At 68.6% G+C, this 16448-nt stretch carries 17 protein-coding genes; 11 read left to right on the top strand and 6 right to left on the bottom strand.

Features of this window, described 5'->3' with window-relative positions; genetic code table 11:
- Nucleotides 1-52 precede the first annotated feature (52 nt).
- Nucleotides 53-565 carry a carboxymuconolactone decarboxylase family protein gene (locus ING98_04955; protein ID MCA3101201.1) on the top strand — a complete coding sequence of 171 codons (513 nt, stop codon included), beginning with the start codon at nt 53-55 and terminating at the stop codon, nt 563-565.
- Between the two features lie 29 nt (nt 566-594).
- Here the strand turns inward: ING98_04955 and ING98_04950 are convergent, their stop codons facing one another.
- Nucleotides 595-1398, bottom strand: a complete 804-nt coding sequence (locus ING98_04950; protein ID MCA3101200.1) for a class II aldolase/adducin family protein — start codon at nt 1396-1398, stop codon at nt 595-597.
- Nucleotides 1399-1453: 55 nt separating this feature from the next.
- On the opposite strand from ING98_04950, the gene ING98_04945 reads away from it, so the two are divergent.
- The 7 genes from ING98_04945 to ING98_04915 all read left to right on the top strand — a co-directional run bounded on the left by ING98_04945 (nt 1454) and on the right by ING98_04915 (nt 8949).
- A complete protein-coding gene (locus ING98_04945; protein ID MCA3101199.1) occupies nt 1454-2455 on the top strand; it encodes a tripartite tricarboxylate transporter substrate binding protein in 1002 nt (333 codons plus the stop codon).
- A gap of 8 nt (nt 2456-2463) precedes the next feature.
- Nucleotides 2464-3804: an amidase gene (locus tag ING98_04940; GenBank protein ID MCA3101198.1), complete on the top strand. Its 1341-nt coding sequence runs from the start codon at nt 2464-2466 to the stop codon at nt 3802-3804.
- Nucleotides 3805-3936: 132 nt separating this feature from the next.
- Entirely contained in the window at nt 3937-4710 is a 774-nt protein-coding gene (locus tag ING98_04935; protein MCA3101197.1) for an SDR family oxidoreductase, read from the top strand.
- A 49-nt stretch (nt 4711-4759) separates the two neighbouring features.
- Nucleotides 4760-5749, top strand: a complete 990-nt coding sequence (locus tag ING98_04930; protein MCA3101196.1) for a tripartite tricarboxylate transporter substrate binding protein — start codon at nt 4760-4762, stop codon at nt 5747-5749.
- A gap of 33 nt (nt 5750-5782) precedes the next feature.
- Nucleotides 5783-6613 carry a phytanoyl-CoA dioxygenase family protein gene (locus tag ING98_04925; GenBank protein ID MCA3101195.1) on the top strand — a complete coding sequence of 277 codons (831 nt, stop codon included), beginning with the start codon at nt 5783-5785 and terminating at the stop codon, nt 6611-6613.
- Nucleotides 6614-6676: 63 nt separating this feature from the next.
- A complete protein-coding gene (locus ING98_04920; GenBank protein ID MCA3101194.1) occupies nt 6677-8059 on the top strand; it encodes an MmgE/PrpD family protein in 1383 nt (460 codons plus the stop codon).
- Nucleotides 8053-8949, top strand: a complete 897-nt coding sequence (locus tag ING98_04915) for a polysaccharide deacetylase family protein (GenBank protein ID MCA3101193.1) — start codon at nt 8053-8055, stop codon at nt 8947-8949. Before ING98_04920 ends, ING98_04915 begins: the two co-directional genes overlap by 7 nt.
- Nucleotides 8950-9027: 78 nt before the next feature.
- Here ING98_04915 and ING98_04910 read toward each other — a convergent pair whose 3' ends face one another.
- From ING98_04910 to ING98_04900, 3 genes are read right to left on the bottom strand one after another with little or no spacing between them, the layout of a single operon-like run.
- Nucleotides 9028-10440: an amidase gene (locus ING98_04910; protein ID MCA3101192.1), complete on the bottom strand. Its 1413-nt coding sequence runs from the start codon at nt 10438-10440 to the stop codon at nt 9028-9030.
- Nucleotides 10437-10631, bottom strand: a complete 195-nt coding sequence (locus ING98_04905) for a hypothetical protein (protein ID MCA3101191.1) — start codon at nt 10629-10631, stop codon at nt 10437-10439. The genes ING98_04910 and ING98_04905 overlap by 4 nt, the downstream gene beginning before the upstream one ends.
- A 22-nt stretch (nt 10632-10653) precedes the next feature.
- Nucleotides 10654-12090 (bottom strand): class II aldolase/adducin family protein, encoded by a 1437-nt coding sequence (locus ING98_04900; protein MCA3101190.1) that lies wholly within the window; start codon nt 12088-12090, stop codon nt 10654-10656.
- Between the two features lie 188 nt (nt 12091-12278).
- Here ING98_04900 and ING98_04895 point away from each other — a divergent pair, with 188 nt between their 5' ends.
- The 3 genes from ING98_04895 to ING98_04885 all read left to right on the top strand — a co-directional run bounded on the left by ING98_04895 (nt 12279) and on the right by ING98_04885 (nt 15152).
- Complete coding sequence (locus ING98_04895) at nt 12279-13304, top strand: tripartite tricarboxylate transporter substrate binding protein (GenBank protein MCA3101189.1); 1026 nt, start codon at nt 12279-12281, stop codon at nt 13302-13304.
- A 63-nt stretch (nt 13305-13367) separates the two neighbouring features.
- The gene (locus ING98_04890; GenBank protein ID MCA3101188.1) at nt 13368-14348 is read left to right on the top strand and encodes a tripartite tricarboxylate transporter substrate binding protein; all 981 of its coding nucleotides are present in this window, start codon (nt 13368-13370) and stop codon (nt 14346-14348) included.
- A 12-nt stretch (nt 14349-14360) separates the two neighbouring features.
- Nucleotides 14361-15152 carry an alpha/beta hydrolase gene (locus ING98_04885; protein ID MCA3101187.1) on the top strand — a complete coding sequence of 264 codons (792 nt, stop codon included), beginning with the start codon at nt 14361-14363 and terminating at the stop codon, nt 15150-15152.
- Here the strand turns inward: ING98_04885 and phnN are convergent.
- Both phnN and ING98_04875 read right to left on the bottom strand, forming a co-directional pair.
- On the bottom strand, nt 15080-15706 hold the full coding sequence (gene phnN / locus ING98_04880) for a phosphonate metabolism protein/1,5-bisphosphokinase (PRPP-forming) PhnN (GenBank protein ID MCA3101186.1): 627 nt from the start codon (nt 15704-15706) through the stop codon (nt 15080-15082). The genes ING98_04885 and phnN overlap by 73 nt on opposite strands.
- Nucleotides 15703-16413, bottom strand: coding sequence for a DUF1045 domain-containing protein (locus tag ING98_04875; GenBank protein ID MCA3101185.1), 711 nt, complete (start codon nt 16411-16413; stop codon nt 15703-15705). The genes phnN and ING98_04875 overlap by 4 nt, the downstream gene beginning before the upstream one ends.
- Nucleotides 16414-16448: the final 35 nt, after the last annotated feature.

The following is a 16448-nucleotide window of genomic DNA, read 5'->3' as shown; positions in this document are numbered from 1 at the left end:
GGCAGGGATGCCAGAGTTGGACGATCCGCGCCTGAATGAACGGAGGAACGACATGTCAAGGCTTGGCCAGGTAGACCTCGATACCGCGCCCGCGCTGTCGCGGCCGATGCTCGAAGGGGTGCAGCGCAAGCGCGGCTTCCTGCCGCAGATGTACCGCGCACTGGGAAATTCGCCGGCTGCGATGTCGGCCTATGCCGCCTTCGGCGGCGCGATGGCCGGCAGCACGCTGCCCGTCGCCGTTAAGGAACAGGTGTCGATCGCGGTCGCCACGTCGAGCGACTGCCGACAGTGCATGGAAGCGCATACCCGCTTCGGCCGCGAGGCTGGCCTGTCCGACGCGGAGCTCGATGCCGCGCGCCGGTTCGAATCCGCCGATCCGCTGGCTGCCGCCGCCCTCGCGTTCGCACGCGCAGTGAAGGATCGCAGCGGCCATGTCCCGGACGCAGCGGTCGATGCCGCGCGCGCGGCCGGTATCGACGATGCGCGCATGGTCGACATCGCCGCGCTGGTGGCGATCAACCTGTTCACCAACTACGTGAACAATCTGGCGAAGCCGCAGGACTGAGACCCGACCGAGCGCCGCGAGCACTCCGCTCAGTCGCGGTACGAAGGATCGGTGCGGTCCAGTGCGCGGCGCAGCGCGCGCCATTCGGTCTGCTTCTTCTTGTACGGCAGGTTGGCGAACTGCGCCGCCACCTTCGCGGCGACAGGGGCCGACGGGATGCGCAGCTTCGAACCGCCGGCGAGTGCATCGACCTGTGCCGTGCAGGCACGCTCAAGGTAGTACATCAGGTCGAACGCCTGGGCGATCGTCTCGCCTGCGGTGAGCAGCCCGTGGTTGCACAGGATCATCGCGCGGTGCACGCCCAGGTCGCGAACCAGTCGCTGCTGCTCGTCGAGGTCGAGCGCGACGCCCTCGTAGTCGTGGTACGCGAGCGCGCCATGGAAGCGCATCGCGTGCTGGGAGATCGGCAGCAGGCCCTGTTCCTGCGCGGACACCGCGATGCCGGCGGCGGTGTGCGTATGCATCACGCAGGCCACGTCGGGACGGGCCCGATGCACTGCGCTGTGGATCACGTAGCCGGCGCGGTTGATGCCCAGCCCGGTCGGGTCGTCGATGATCTCGCCGTCGAGATTCACCTTCACCAGCGAGGAGGCGGTGATCTCGTCCCAGGTCAGGCCGAACGCATTGATCAGGAAGTATTCGTCGGGGCCGGGGACACGCGCCGAGATGTGCGTGTAGATCAGGTCGGTCATCCGGTACAGCGCGGCGCAGCGATAGCAGGCCGCCAGGTCGATACGCGCGGCCCACTCCTCGGCCGACACCCGCGCGCGCACGCTGCCGGGTTCGATCACGTATGCAGGCGGCTCGAAGGCCGGATCGGTCAGGTCGTTCATGGGCTCCTCCGTGCGGTGGCATCATTGTGCACCTTCGAGCAACCAGGGGTCGTCGATGCAGAGCCACCAGTGGTGCACCCGCGCGCGCCGCGCTACCGCAGCACTTCCAGCGCTGGCCGCCGGGCTGCTGGGCACGGCAGCCGCCGCGGCATCTGCGCAGTCGTATCCGTCGAAGGCGATCCGGATCATCGTGTCCGCGACGCCGGGCGGCGGCGTCGACACCAGTTCGCGCATCGTCGGCCAGGGCATGACCGAGCGCTGGGGACAGCCGGTGCTGATCGAGAACCGCCCCGGAGGCGGTGGCGCGGTCGCGGGAGACATCGTGGCGCGCGCCGCCCCGGACGGCTACACGCTGAAGACCATTTCCATCGGGCACGCCGTGCTGCCGAGCACGCATCGTAATCTGTCCTATGACCCCGAGCGCGACCTGGTCCCGGTCAGCGTGATGGTCAACGGTCCGAACGTGCTGGTCGTGCATCCCTCGCTACCGGTGAAGTCGGTGAAGGAACTGGTGGCGCTCGCGCGCGCCAAGCCGGGCGAACTGCTCTATGCCTCGTCCGGCAACGTGGGGCCGCCACATATGGCGATGGAGTCGTTCCAGATGCTCGCCGGGATCCGGCTCGTGCACATACCGTACAAGGGCACCGGCCCCGGCATGGCCGACCTGGTCGCAGGCCGCGTGTCGATGACCTTCGCCAGCGTGATCTCGGTGCGCCAGCATGTCGACGCGGGACGGTTGCGGCTGCTCGCCACCTCCGGTGCGAAGCGCTCGGCGAGCATCCCCGAGGTGCCGACGATGGCCGAGGCCGGCGTGCCGGGCTATGCGGTCGATGTCTGGTACGCGATGTTCGCGCCCTCGGCCACCCCGCGCGACATCCTGCAGGCGCTGAACGGCGAGGTCGCACGCATCCTGAACCAGCCGGCGATCCGCGCGAAGCTGGCCGGACAGGGCCTGGAGCCGGTCGCCGAGGGGCTGGAGCCGACTGCGGCCTACATAAAGGCCGAGACCGCCAAGTGGGCACGCGTGGTCAAGGCCGCGAAGATCACCGTCGAGTGAAGGCATCCATGGACCGTACCCTCCCGTCGTTCTCCTCGGTGCTGCCGAAGTTCCGCAGCCGGCGCGACACACCGAGCGCCTACCTCGAACGATGCATCGCGACCATCGCCGCGCGCGAACCGCAGGTGCATGCGTTCCGCACGCTCGCGCTCGACGGCGCCCGGGCGGCGGCGGCGGCCTCGACCGATCGCTACCGGCGCGGCGAACCCCTGTCGCCGGTGGACGGCTGCCCGGTCGGCATCAAGGACATCATGGACACGCGCGACATGCCGACGCAGATGGGCAGCCCGGCGTTCGCCGGCTGGCAGCCCGCCTGGGACGCAGCCTGCGTGCAGGCGCTGCGCGACGGCGGCGCGGTGCTGCCCGGCAAGACGGTGACCACCGCGTTTGCCTGCGGCATGTCCAACGAGACCACCAATCCGCTCGATGCCCGACGCACCCCGGGCGGCTCATCCAGCGGATCGGCGGCCGCGGTCGGCGCCGGCATGCTGCCGGCTGCCCTCGGCACCCAGACCCAGGGATCGCTGCTGCGTCCGGCCTCCTTCTGCGGCATCGTCGGCTTCAAGCCGACCTGGGGCACGCTGTCGATGCAGGGCGTGCATCCGATCTCGGCGACCCATGACCATCTCGGCGTGCTCGCCTCTTCGCTGGAGGACACCTGGCGCATCGCATCGTACCTGTCCGATGCACAGGGCCATCCGGCGCGACCGCCGCTGCAACGCGCGGCAGAGGCCCTGCCGCGTGCCACCGCACCGAAGCGGCTGCTGTGGCTGCGCACCGAGGCGTGGGCGCGCGAGGTGGACGCAGCCACGTCCGCCACCTTCGGCGACCTGATGCAATGCTTCGCCGCAGCCGGGGTCGAGATTGCCGACGCATCGACCGACGCCGCTGCAGCCACGCTCGAAGCGTCGCTGACCCCGGCCTTCGCCGACCGCTGCCTCGGCATCACTGCCTACGAGATGCGCTGGCCCTATCGTCAGTATGTCGAACGGCATGGCGACCTGATCGAGCAGCGGGTCCACGACCGGATGAGGCAGGCGTTCGCGATGACCCCGGCTGACTATGGAGAACGCCTCGCCGGACGCGAGGCGATGCAGCGCAAGGTCGCCGCGTTGATGCGTGGCTTCGATGGCATCGTCACGCTGTCGGCGTCGGGCCCGGCCCCCATCGGGCTGTCGGCGACCGGAAGCCGCAGCTTCCTCGTGTACGCGACGTTCCTCGGGCTGCCGGCGTTCAGCCTGCCGCTGATGCAGGTGGACGGCCTGCCGGTCGGCCTGCAGCTGATCGGGCGCCAGGGCCGCGATGGTGACCTGTGTGCGAGGGCGCGCTGGATGATGGCGCTGCGCTGAGATGGGGCAGCTCATCCAACCGTGAGCGGATGAGCCCCGCACCTTGAGGCAGTCGGGTTTGTGAGGCATGCTAGCGGACTTCGAAAGCCGCTCGCGCCCTTGCCCCGAAGCAGGCGCAGCCGCGCCGTGGGGATGTCAGTGCCGTCACTCGAAGGCCGATTCGCAATCGTCACCGGAGCTTCCTCCCCCGGAGGCATCGGGCGTGCGATCGCCCGGCGCTTCGCGCGCGAAGGCGCTTCGGTGCTGCTGGTGGCCGATGGCACGCCGGCGCAGCTCGACGATGCGCGGGCCCTGTGCGCGGCCGAGGGCGGATCCGGTCGTATCGAAGTCCTGCCGATCGACCTCTCCCTGCCCGAAGGACCGGCGTCGATGATCGGCGCGGCCGTGCACCTGTTCGGCCGGGTCGACATCCTGGTCAACAATGCGGCCACCCGCGCACCGATGCCCTTCGGCGACTACACGCGCGAGCAGTTCGACCGAGTGGTTGCGGTGAACCTTGCTGCACCCTTCTTCGCGAGCCAGGCGGTGCTGCCGCTGATGCGCCGGCAGGGTGGCGGGCGAATCATCCACATCGCGAGCCAGCTCGGGCACGTGGCTGGCGCGGGCCGCGCGCTCTATGGGCTGACCAAGGCGGCGCTGATCCACCTGACCAAGTCGATGGCGTTCGAACTGGGCCGGGAGAACATCCTCGTCAACGCGATCAGCCCGGGGCCGGTAGCCACGCCTGCCGTGGTCGGAAGCCGCTCGGACGCGGAGCTGGCGGCGCGCTTCGCGCAATACCTTCCGGCCGGCCGCCTCGGACGGCCGGAGGAGATCGCCGAGCTTGCACTGTTCCTCGCCGCGTCGTCGCCAGCCTTCCTGCAGGGGCAGGACGTGCTGGTCGACGGTGGCTACACCCTGCACTGACCCGGTCATCGTTCACAGTTCCTCTTTTCCCTATCGACAGGAGAGCCTCATGGATTCCCTGATGCGCAGTACCGGACGCTGGAGTTCAGCGCTTGCCCTCGGCGGCCTCGTCCTGGCCGTGGCGCCAATGCAGGCTACGGCGCAGGCCTTCCCGTCGAAGCCGATCCGCTGGGTAGCGCCGTTTGCGCCCGGCGGCACCAGCGACATCGTCGCGCGCGCGGTCGCGCAGCGGCTGTCGGCGACGATCGGGCAGCAGGTCGTCATCGACAACCGCGCGGGTGCCGGCGGCAACATCGCCGCCGACCTCGTGGTGCGCGCACCGGCCGATGGCTACACGCTGCTCACAGGGTTCCCCGGCCTGGCGATCAACCCTTCGCTGTACGCGAAGCTCACCTACGACCCGCTGAAGGACCTCGCCCCCGTTACGCTGATGACCTCGGCACCGCTGGTGCTCGTCACTTCGCCGGCCATCGCGGTGAAGACGGTGAAGGAACTCGTCTCCCTCGCACTGGCGCAGCCCGGTACCCTCAACTTCTGTTCGGCAGGCAACGGCACCTCTTCGCACCTCGCTGGCGAACTGTTCAAGAGCATGGCGAAGATCGACATCGTGCACGTGCCGTACAAGGGGTCGGTCGAATGCATGGCCGACCTGATGGGCGGGCGCATCAGCCTGATGGTCAACCCTCTGCCCGAGATGCTTCCGATGATCAAGTCGAACAAGCTGCGCGGCATGGCGGTCAGCAGCCTGCAGCGCGCGCCGAGCGTCCCCGAACTGCCGGCGGTGACCGACGCGGGCGTGAAGGGCTACGAAGTCAGCACGTGGAACGGCGTGATGGTCCCGACCGGCACGCCCGGGCCGGTCATTTCACGGCTGCATGCCGAGATCTCCGGGCTGCTGAAGGGCGAACTGCGCAAGCAGCTCGAGGAGCAGGCGCTGACGGTGATCGCCAATACACCCGAGGAATTCGGCGCCTTCCTGCGCGCCGAGACGACCAAATGGGCCGCCGTGGTGAAGGCGTCCGGTGCGCGCATCCAGTAGCGCCCTGCAGCGCACGGCAGAGGAGGAGCATCGATGAAACACCTGACCGAGGCACAGGCCGAGGCCTACCGCACCCAGGGCTTCGTCTCGCCGCTCACCGCGATGAGCGAGACGGAGGCCCGGCGCTTCCGCGACCGGCTGGAAGCCTCGGAGCAGGCGTTCGGGCCGCTGAAGATCGGCGGCATGGGCTCCAAGTCGCACCTGCTGTTCACCTGGGTCGACGAGATCGCACGCCATCCGCGCGTACTCGATGCGGTCGAGGACCTGATCGGTGGCGACATCCTTATCTATACGCTGACCCTGTGGCTGAAGGGCGCGAAGGACGGTGCGTTCGTCGATTGGCACCAGGACGCGTCGTATTTCGGGCTGGAGCCGAAGGAGCAGGTCACCGCGTGGATCGCGCTGTCGGAAAGCTCGGCCGAGAGCGGCTGCGTGCGGGTTATCCCGGGCAGCCACCTGACCGGTGGCTTCCGTCACAGCATCCGCGAGGGCTCGGGCAACCACATGCTGCCGCGGCGGCAGGCGATCGACACCCTGGTCGACGAATCGAAGGCGGTACAGATGCCGCTCAAGCCCGGCCAGTTCTCTCTGCACCACACGCTGGCGATCCACGGCTCGGAGCCGAACCGTTCGGACGATCGCCGGCTCGGGGTGGGCATCAGCTACATCCCGACGCGCTGCCGCTTCACCGGCAAGACCCGCCTCACCGGCATGCTGGTGCGCGGGGCCGACCACCACGGTCATTTCGACCACGAGCGCCGTCCCCAGGGCGACCGTACGCCGGAGTCGATCGAGTACCACGCGGCCGTGATGAAGAACTACTTCGGATCGAAGAAGGAACTGAACCTTGCAGATGCAGAATGAGAATGCACGCCCCGGGCGCGTACCGATGAGCGCCGCGCCGCCCCGGATGCAGGCGGCGTCCCGATGAGCGACCGCACCCCACCCGACTGGCTGGTCACGCTCGCCGACTTCGCCACCCGCACGCCGCTGTCCGCCCTGTCGCCGGCCGCGCTGCACAAGGCACGCTGGATCCTCGCCGACTGCATCCCGGTCATCGCCGCCGGCATGGCGCAGCCCGAGATGCAGACCTTCGTCGAGCGCCACCTCGAGGGCCGCGCGCCCGGCCGTGCCTGGGTGATCGGCACCGCCCGCAGGGCCGATCCGCTCGATGCAGCGCTGCTCGGAGGCAGCGCGGGCACCTGGCTCGAACTCGACGAAGGCAACCTGTTCGCCCACGGGCATCCGGGCATCCAGGTCGTGCCGGGTGCGGTCGCACTCGCGCAGCAACTGGGTTCGAGTGGCGCAGACCTGCTGCGCGCGGTGGCGCTGGGCTACGAGGTCTCCTCGCGCGTGAGCCGCGCCACCGCGACGCGTATCGCGGTGCATCCGCACGGCACCTACGGCGTGATCGGCACCGCCGTCGCCGCAGCCTGCCTGCGCGGCTTCAGCGCCGCGCAGATGCTCGAGGTGCTGAACGTCTCGGCCACGATGGGCATGGCCTCGAGCCGGCAGACGCTGCTCGACGGTGCGACGGTACGCAACATCTTCACCGGCCACTCAGGCTTCATGGGGCTCACTGCGGCACGCCTGGTCGAATGCGGCTTCACCGGAGAGGTCGACAGCTACCGTACTGTCTACGGGCGCATCTACGGCGAGGCCTTCGATCCGCAGAAGGCCGTGGACGGCCTTGGCAGCGAATGGCTCATCGCGCTGAATTACTTCAAGCTGTACCCGACCGGCCGCTACGCACACTCCGCGATCGATGCCCTGCTCGACCTGCTGCGGGCGGTGCCCGGTGGCCGCCTCGACCCGGCCGCGATCGAACGCATCGAGGTTCGAGCCTATGCACGCTGCGCGATGCTCGCCGAGAAGGCGGTGGTGTCCAGCTTCGGCGCGCGCTTCTCGGTGCCGTTCATCCTGGCGACGCTGCTGCACCATGGCCGTTCCAGCCTGGCCGCCTACGAGCAGCCCGCGGTCGACAACCCGGCGATCCAGGCGATCGCGAAGAAGGTCGACCTGCAGGAAGACCCGGCCTACAGCGCGCGCTATCCGGCCGAGCAGCCGGTCGACCTGAAGATCGTCATGCGCGACGGCACGGCATACGAAGGCCACTCGGTAGTGACCAAGGGCGAGCCGGCCACGCCGCACTCCGACGACGAGCTCAAGGCCAAGTTCCGGGAACTCGGCATCCCTGCCTGGGGCACGGACGCCACCGAACGCCTGCTCGATGGGCTGATGGCCATCGAACGCATCGATGATTTCGCCACGTTCTCGGACGTGCTGGATACCGGAGGCCGTACATGCTGAAGCTTAAGACACACGGTCGCTACGACTACTCGGCAATCACGCGCCGCCCCGACTATTCCTGGCCGGGGGGCAAGCGGCTCGCGGTGCACCTGTCGCTGAACGTCGAGCACTTCTCCTTCGGCGAAGGGCTGGGCAACGACTACGGCCCGCCGTCGCCGCAGCCCAACAGCCGCAGCTATGCCTGGCGCGACTACGGCAACCGGGTGGGTGCCTGGCGCCTGCTCGAGATGGCGCAGAAGTACGAACTGCCGATGGCGCTGCTGATCAACACCGCGCTGTACGACTACTGCCCCGAGATGATCGCCGCCTTCCGCGAGCGCGGCGACGAGATCGTCGGCCATGGCCGCAGCAACGTCGAGCGGCAGAGCGACATGACGCCCGAGCAGGAACGCGAATGCATCTTCGAGGCGACCGCGGCGATCGAGCAGCACGAGGGGAAGAAGCCGCTCGGCTGGCTCGCGCCGTACATCGCCCAGACCCACCAGTCGCCCGACCTGCTGAAGGAGGCCGGCTACCGCTACATGATGGACTGGCCGCTCGACGACCAGCCAGTGTGGTTCCGCACGAAGCACGGGCCGATCCTCTCGGTCCCGTACGCGCATGAGCTCAACGATTCGTTCGAGGCCGTTTCGCGCCGCACCCCCTCGCAGCTCTACTGCGAGAGCCTGATCGACCAGTTCGACGAACTGCTCGAGGAATCAGAGCGCCGGCCGCTGGTGATGCCGCTCGTGCTGCACAGCTTCATCCTCGGCCAGCCGTACCGTGCACGCCAGTTCCGGCGCGTGATCGAGCATGTGTTGAGGCACCGCGACAAGATCTGGCTGACCCACCCGGGAGGCATCTGCGAGTACGTCGAGTCTCTGCCGGCGGGGATCGTGCCGGGCAGCTGAGCCGCACTTGGGCGCCTGCAGGTCTTCGACCATCCGGAACACCGCCCGGCAGTCGAGGATGATCGGGCGCTTCGCGGCTCAGAGCCCTGGATGCCGCCGGTGCCAGTCGGTCACCCGCTGGTAGGCATCGGCCACGCGCAGCAGCCCGCCCTCGTCGAACGGCCGGCCGACGAGCTGGAACCCGGCCGGCATGCCGTTGGCCGTGAAGCCCATCGGCACGCTGGCGGCCGGCAGCCCGAGGTAGTTGATGCCGCGCGTGGCATGCGTGATGGCACCCAGCCGGGCATTCACCCGATCGGGTGTATCGGTGGTGGTCTCGTCGATCGTCGGCACCGGGATGGTCACCGCCGGCAGGTGCAGCACGTCCGCCTGGCCCAGCGTGGCGTCGATGAATTCCGACGTGATGCGCGCACGGAGGTTGAGCGCCTCGCAGTAGCGCACGGCCGGCACCAGCAGTCCGGGCTCGACCCGGCTGCGCACGATCGCCCCGTAGTCGTCGCGCCGCTCCGCCAGCCACTTGCGATGCACGGTCGCAGCCTCGACGGCCATCACCAGCTGCGCGAGCGAATTGACCTGAGGGATATCCGGCACGGTCACGCGCACCACGCTCGCACCCAGCCCGCGCAGCACGTCGAGGCTGGCCTCGAGCAGCACCCGCACTTCATCGGCCACGGTGTCGTAGTAGTAGTTGTCCGGCACCGCGATGCGCAGCCCGCGAATATCGCCATCGAGCAGCGACTCGTAGTCGGGCACCGGCTGCGTCGACGCGGTCGCATCGCGCACGTCCGCGCCGGCGATCACCGACAGCAGCCGTGCCACGTCGCGCGCGGCCGGTGCCAGCGGGCCGACGCAGTCGAGCGAATGCGACAGGGGCAGCACGCCGAAGCGCGGCACGCGGGTCTGGGTCGGCTTCAGGCCGGAGAGCCCGCACAGCGAGGCCGGATGGCGCAACGAACCACCGGAGTCCGAACCCAGGGAGCCGTGCACCAGCCGCGCGCCGACCGCAGCACCGGAGCCGCTGGATGAACCACCGGGCACGCGCTCGCGATCCCATGGATTGCGGGCATGACCCATCTGCTGGTTGAAGCCGGTCGGGCTGTAGGCGAATTCGCACATGTGCAACGAGCCGAGGTCGAGCGCACCAGCGCCATCGAGCCGCTCCAGCACGGTGGCGGTGCTGTCGGGCACGAAGCCCGCGCGCACCTTGCTGCCCGACGCGACGACGCGGCCCGCGCGATAGAACAGGTCCTTGTGTGCGAGCGGCACGCCATGCAGCTTGCCACGCAGCTTGCCGGCCGCGCGCTCGCGGTCGCGCGTTTCGGCCTGCGCGAGCACCGTGTCGTCCGACAGCACCGCGATGCAGTTGAGCTGCGGTCCGATGCGGCGCAGCCGCTCGAGCGACCATGCGGTGGCCGCAACCGAGGTAATGCTGCCATCCGCGATCGCAGTCGCGAGTTCGACCAGCGTGAGCCCGGCGAGATCCTGGGTCATCGCTTCCCGCCCGTGGCGAGGAGCGTCAGGTAATGCGAGGGCTCGTCCTCGAACGCGAGCTTCGCGGTCGCCGCATCGCGTACCGTGGTATTGAGGCCGGCGACGAGGCCTGCCGCGGCAAGTGCCGAAGCGGGGTCGATGGCGATGCCGTGCGTGAGCTTCATCTGCGCGGCGAGTTCCTGGTCGGTCATGGACGTTGCTTTCCTGGTTGCTTCAGTTCAGGCCACCGGCACTGCGGCGCACGGCGCCGATCTCGGCCGTGTGGAACCACCACCAGTCGTCGGCGGACGGCTCGACCTCAGCGAGGCGCTCGACGGTCGCTGCAGGCAGCGGACGGGGCGTACCGAACCGCTCGGCGAGGTTGTGCAGCGAGAGGAACTGTTCGCGTTGGATCGCATCGACCGTCGCCTGCTCGAGCGTGGTCGCGACGAAATCGGTGCCATGCCCGACCTCGTGCACGATCGGGCCGGTGCCCAGCGCATCGAGCGTCTGCCGGCGCACCTCGACATCGACGATCAGGTCGCAGCGCGGATACACCGGCAGCGAGAGGGTGGCGATGCGCAGGCCGATCGGGCTGGCCGGCACCAGCCGGTCGATCGATCCGGCATAGGCGCGTCCGTACAGGTCGTGGGTATGCACCACTGCCTGCGCATCGGTGCGCTCGGCCAGCAGCTGTGCATGGAACCACTTGAAGTTCGGCGGCTTCGGGCCACCGAGCCAGTTGGCGCGGAAGTCGAGCAGCACGAGGTGTTCCGGCAGCATGTCGCGGAAGCTGTGCGCGGCGCTCATCAGGAAGCGGTCGGGCTCGGGCAGGCGATGGCTGATGTGCTCGAGGAAGGCGACCAGCGTGTCGCGTGTCCACAGCGCGCGGCAGCTCAGCGCGATCGCCGCCTTCAGTTCGCCATGCGGATCGTCGGGACGAACGTGCGCGGCGACGAACGAATGCCACGGATGCGCGATCGGCCCCGGATCCAGCGACTGCAGGAACTCGATGTAGTGGTGCTGCCCGGAGAACTGCGACCAGAGTCGCTCGGAATCGGGCTGCGCGACCGCTGCCACCGGCCGCGCGGTGCCCGCAAGCACCAGGTTCGCCTGCGCCAGGTATTCATGGTGGTACGCGACGGTCAGCGCGTCGAACACATCGACGCCGCTGGTCCAGACGGCGATGCCGCGCTGCTGTACCAGGCCGGCGCGCTTCAGTTCGGCGGCAAGGGCCGCGGTGGCATCGCCAGCTTCGCCGGTCGCCAGGTCGCCCGGCAGGTTGGCCGGCTTGCGGAACAGCGTCTCGCTTTCCATGTGGGTGATCGGCTGGAAGCTCGCCCCCGAGATACCGGCGGCCAGCGCGGTCTTCGGTGAACTGGCGATGCAGGCCCCGGTTTTCGGCGACGCGCGATACAGCGCGAGGTCGACCGCGAACTGCAGCGGCAGTTCGCCCCGCCCTTCCAGCACGCGCCCGTCGAGGTCGCACACCAGGATGTCGTCGCCGGTGATCGTCTGCGGCAGCACGCCCTTGTGGAAGCGCGGCGTCACCGCGATCACCTCCGACCGTGGCACGCGCAGGCTGGCATGCCCCCAGAGGTCGAGCATCCGGTGCTGCGCAAGGATGCGGCAGACCTGTGCGAGGTCTTCGTTGAAGCGTGTTCCGATCATGACGGCGGGCCCGGTTCCGCGCATCGCCGATGCGCAACAGTGAGCCGCGCAGGCTAGCATCGGCAAGGTGTGATCGCAACATGACATCACACATGGCATCAGGCGCACGCCCGCGCGAAAGCCTACTGCCGGGCAGGAAGTTTGCTTATAGTTGCGCTCCGTCCGCAGCCAGATCGGGAGTCCCGACGATGATCCAGATACGCAAGCCCCATTCGGTCCGTTCACTGTCCCTGATCTCGCTGCCACCGCTGGTTGCCGCACTTGCTGCTGCATTGTCTGCATCAGCGCCTGCGCCTGCAATGGCGCAGGACAGTTTCCCGACGCGGCCGGTCACGGTCATCGTGCCCTTCCCGCCCGGCGGCGGCGCCGACCTCGCGATGCGCCCCCTGGCGGCGCTGGTGGAGAAGGTCCTCAAGCAACCGTTGTTGATCGTCAACCGCCCGGGTGCGGCTGGCGCGCTGGGGATGACCGCCGCCGCCGCCGCCAAGCCCGACGGTTACACACTGCTCGCCACGCTGCCGTCCTACAACATCCTCCCCGAGGTAGACGCGCTCTTCAAGAAGGCGCCCGCCTTCACCCGCGACCAGTTCATACCCATCGCGCGCCTGACGGCCGACCCGTCGATCCTGGTGGCCAATCCGGCCGCGCAGTGGAAGTCGGTCAAGGAACTCGTCGCTGCGGCGCGGCGACTGCCCGGCGAGATGATGTACTCGCACTCGGGCGTCTACGGGCCATCGCATATCCCGATGGAGATGTTCGCGAAAGCGGCCGGCATTCGCCTGCAGGACGTTCCCTACGTAGGCGGCGCGCCGGCAATGACGGCCGTGCTCGCAGGGCAGGCGACCATGTGGTCCTCGCCACCGGCGCTCGCCGCGCCCCACGTCAAGGCGGGCAAGGTGCGGGTGTTTGCCACCTGGGGTGCAGAGCGCAATCCCATGTTCCCCGAGGCGCCGACGCTGATCGAGTCGGGCTACAACGTCGAGTTCTACTTCTGGGTTGGGCTGTTCGCGCTGCGTGGCACGCCCGATGCCGTGGTCCGGCAGTTGCGCGACGCAGTGCGCCAGGTGGCCACCGGCGAGGACTATCGCAACGCGATGTCGAAGGTGCTCACGCCCGTGGCCTATCTCGATGCGCCGGAGTTCCAGAAGTTCCTGGACGCCGACGCGCGCCGCATCGGCGACGCAGTGCGCGCGATGCCCAGGTTCACCCAGTAGCGGGGTCGGCGCGCCGCATCCGTACGGCCGCCGATCAGCACATCCGATCGCCGGAGGATCCCCTTGTCGAACCCTGAAGCCGCGTCGGTCATCGCGATCGCCCTCGCCACGCTGCCTGTCCTCCCCGGCGTGGCCAGCGCCGCCGAACCTTATCCGTCGCGTCCGATCCGCTTCGTCGTGCCTTCCGGCGCCGGTGGCGTCACCGACATCCTCGCCCGCGCGATCGGGCAGCGCCTGACCGAACGCTTCGGCCAGCAGGTGATCGTCGACAACCGGCCCGGCGCGAGCGGCATCGTCGGCTCGTCGATCATCGCCAAGGCACCGGCAGACGGCTACAACCTGCTGATGGTGTTCCCGACCCATGTCGTGAATCCGAGCCTGTATGCCAGCCTGCCCTACGACACGCTGCGCGACTTCGCGCCGATCACCCTGGTGAGTGCGGTATCGACGACGCTGCTGGTGCCGGGCAACAGCCACGCAAAGACGGTACAGGAACTGATCGCGATGTCGAAAGACCCGGCATCCAGGCTCAACTACGGATCAGTTGGCCGCGGCAGCATCGGCCACCTGGCCGCGGAACTGCTGTCATCGACCACGGCGCTGAACGGCACCCATGTCGCGTACAAGGGCAGCCCGCAGATCCTGACCGCGCTGATTCAGGGCGAGATCCAGTACTACTTCATTGCCTCGGTCGCCTCGGCGCTGCCGCACATCCAGTCCGGACGCATCCGTGCACTGGGCGTGAGCAGTCCGAGGCGGCTGCCGTCGCTGCCCGACGTGCCGGCGATCGGCGAGTCGGTGCCCGGCTATGAAGCCCTGGGCTGGAACGGGCTGCTCACACCCACCGGGACGCCCGCGTCGATCATCGACCGGATGAACCGTGAAGTGGTGCAGGTGGTGAACTCGCCCGACTTCCTCAAGCTGCTGGCCAACGAAGGCGCGATGCCGGTCGGCAACACGCCCGCCGAGTTCGCGAAGGTGATCCGCACGGACATCGACAAGTGGGCGAAGGTGATCCGCCACGCCGGCATCAAGCCCGAATAGAAGGAACGGAACATGCCTTTCCTGGAACTGCCCGACGCGAAGCTGTACTACGAGATCGACGACCACACCGACGCTTGGACCACGCCCGAGACGGTGCTGTTCGTGCACGGGTTCACCGAGAACCTCGACGCGTGGCGCGCCTGGGTGCCGCACTTCTCGCGCCGCTACCGGATGATCCGGATCGACCAGCGGGGCTTCGGCAAGTCAGGCCCGGTCGCGGAGGACTTCCCGCTGTCGACCGAGCTGTTCGTCGATGACCTGGTGCGCATCGTGAACCACGTCGCAGGTGGTGGCCCGGTGCACGTGGTCGGCGGCAAGAGCGGCGGCATCAGCAGCGCGATGCTCGCGGCGAACCGGCCCGACCTGGTGAAGACGCTCACGCTCTGCAGCTCGATCGTCACCCCGCCCAGCGGTGACGGATGGATCGAACACATGGAGCAGCACGGCATGCGCAGCTGGGCGCGCAAGACGATGCGCAACCGGCTCGGCAGCCGGATGCCCGAGCGCGGCATCGACTGGTGGGTCGACATGATGGGCGCCACCGCGCTGTCCACCGCCAAGGCCTACCTGCGCTGGGTCGGTGCGATCGACATCCGCGAGGATATCCCGCGCATCCAGTGCCCGACGCTGGTGATCGGCACCAACGCCGCCGGCAAGGACCGCGCGACGATGTCGCGCTGGCAGCAGACGATCCCCGGCTCGCAACTGGAGATCGTGCCGATCGACGGCTATCACGCCGCCGGCACCGATCCGGATGCGACGGCGAAGGTGGTGCTGGCGTTCCTGGCGAGTCGGTCGACGTAGGGAGGCCGCAGCAGGCAATCGAGCAGAACCGCACCGGCTTCCTCGAGCGTCCGGTCGTTGATGATCGTGATGCCCGGCAGATCCGGGGCGACCGTCACGCTGCGTGCGCGTTCAAGCCGCGCATCGACCTCGTACGGCGATTCGCGTCCGCGCTCGAGCAGCCGCTGGCGCAGCAGGGCTTCCGGGGCGGTGATGGTGACCACTTCAAGTCCCGGGAAGCGCGCGGCCGCGTCGCGCAATCCGGCACGTGAGCCGCTGACTACCACGGTGTATCCGGCGGCAAGCCACTCGACGATCTCGACGCCGATGCCGTAGGCATGTCCGTTCGCCCGCCACCAGAGTGCGAAAGCCCCAGCCTCGCGCATCCGATCGAACGTTTCGTCATCGACGGCGACATGCCGTTCGCCCCCCGCATCTTCGGGGCGGTTGATGGTGCGCCGGGCGAAGCGTACGTGCGCGACCTCTGCGGCTGCCAGGCGCGCGCTTGCCCAGTCGATCACGCTGTCCTTGCCGGCACCCGACGGACCGACCACCAGCACCAGGCGCCCGTTCATGCCCGGAATCCGATGCGCTCGACGAGCCGCAGAGGCAGGCCGGGCTGCGCTTCTTCGAACAGGCAGACGGCATCGAAGCGCATCGGAACGGCAGGCAGCAGGCGCGCGATGTCCTCGAGCAGCGGACCTGATCGGGCGGCCTGACCGGGGTCGAGCGCACCGGTTAGCGAGAGATGGAAGCGGAAGCGATCGAGCACCCACGGATAGCCCCATCGCGACAACAGTTCGGATGCGCGGGTATCCGCGGGATCCACGGCACGGCGTGCGATCTCCGCTGCGTTGAGCGGCGCGCGCCACGCATCGAAGGCCATCACGCAGCGGGCAGCGATCGCCGCCACGTCATCGTTGCGCGGATCTCCCTCCAGGGGCACCAGAGCGATGAAGTCCTCCAGGCACCGCGGTTCGAGCGGTGGCAGATCGAAAGCCTCGCAGGTTTCGAACTCGGCATGCAGTGCCTGCACGAGTGATTCGCGGTCCTTGCCATCGGCAAGCCTGAACGGCGGCTTCAGCGTGGCATGGAACCCGTATCGGCGCGGTGCCGCAGTCATCTGCTCGATCTCCAGTTCACCGGCGCTGCGTACCTTGAACGGGACGCGCGGCAGGCCATCGGCCGCACAGCGGCCGAGCCAGGTGCTTCCGAACTGACCCCATCCGCAATGCGGGTCGGGCGCGAAGTAGATCGCGTAGCGATGTCGCGCATCCGTCATCGCGTAACCGGACAGTCACGAGACAGCAATGATTG

It is taken from the genome of Rhodocyclaceae bacterium (genome assembly GCA_020248265.1).
In the GTDB taxonomy this organism is placed as follows: domain Bacteria; phylum Pseudomonadota; class Gammaproteobacteria; order Burkholderiales; family CAIKXV01; genus CAIKXV01.
The sequence above is the reverse complement of the archived record's forward strand: the minus strand, read 5'-3'. Positions and strand labels throughout refer to the sequence as shown.

What these genes read in the sequence shown, in the direction of transcription:
- ING98_04955 (MCA3101201.1), top strand. Translation starts at nt 53, where the DNA reads ATGTCAAGGCTTGGCCAGGTAGACCTCGATACCGCGCCCGCGCTGTCG.
- ING98_04950 (MCA3101200.1), bottom strand. Translation starts at nt 1,398, where the DNA reads ATGAACGACCTGACCGATCCGGCCTTCGAGCCGCCTGCATACGTGATC.
- ING98_04945 (MCA3101199.1), top strand. Translation starts at nt 1,454, where the DNA reads ATGCAGAGCCACCAGTGGTGCACCCGCGCGCGCCGCGCTACCGCAGCA.
- ING98_04940 (MCA3101198.1), top strand. Translation starts at nt 2,464, where the DNA reads ATGGACCGTACCCTCCCGTCGTTCTCCTCGGTGCTGCCGAAGTTCCGC.
- ING98_04935 (MCA3101197.1), top strand. Translation starts at nt 3,937, where the DNA reads ATGTCAGTGCCGTCACTCGAAGGCCGATTCGCAATCGTCACCGGAGCT.
- ING98_04930 (MCA3101196.1), top strand. Translation starts at nt 4,760, where the DNA reads ATGGATTCCCTGATGCGCAGTACCGGACGCTGGAGTTCAGCGCTTGCC.
- ING98_04925 (MCA3101195.1), top strand. Translation starts at nt 5,783, where the DNA reads ATGAAACACCTGACCGAGGCACAGGCCGAGGCCTACCGCACCCAGGGC.
- ING98_04920 (MCA3101194.1), top strand. Translation starts at nt 6,677, where the DNA reads ATGAGCGACCGCACCCCACCCGACTGGCTGGTCACGCTCGCCGACTTC.
- ING98_04915 (MCA3101193.1), top strand. Translation starts at nt 8,053, where the DNA reads ATGCTGAAGCTTAAGACACACGGTCGCTACGACTACTCGGCAATCACG.
- ING98_04910 (MCA3101192.1), bottom strand. Translation starts at nt 10,440, where the DNA reads ATGACCCAGGATCTCGCCGGGCTCACGCTGGTCGAACTCGCGACTGCG.
- ING98_04905 (MCA3101191.1), bottom strand. Translation starts at nt 10,631, where the DNA reads ATGACCGACCAGGAACTCGCCGCGCAGATGAAGCTCACGCACGGCATC.
- ING98_04900 (MCA3101190.1), bottom strand. Translation starts at nt 12,090, where the DNA reads ATGATCGGAACACGCTTCAACGAAGACCTCGCACAGGTCTGCCGCATC.
- ING98_04895 (MCA3101189.1), top strand. Translation starts at nt 12,279, where the DNA reads ATGATCCAGATACGCAAGCCCCATTCGGTCCGTTCACTGTCCCTGATC.
- ING98_04885 (MCA3101187.1), top strand. Translation starts at nt 14,361, where the DNA reads ATGCCTTTCCTGGAACTGCCCGACGCGAAGCTGTACTACGAGATCGAC.
- phnN (MCA3101186.1), bottom strand. Translation starts at nt 15,706, where the DNA reads ATGAACGGGCGCCTGGTGCTGGTGGTCGGTCCGTCGGGTGCCGGCAAG.
- ING98_04875 (MCA3101185.1), bottom strand. Translation starts at nt 16,413, where the DNA reads ATGACGGATGCGCGACATCGCTACGCGATCTACTTCGCGCCCGACCCG.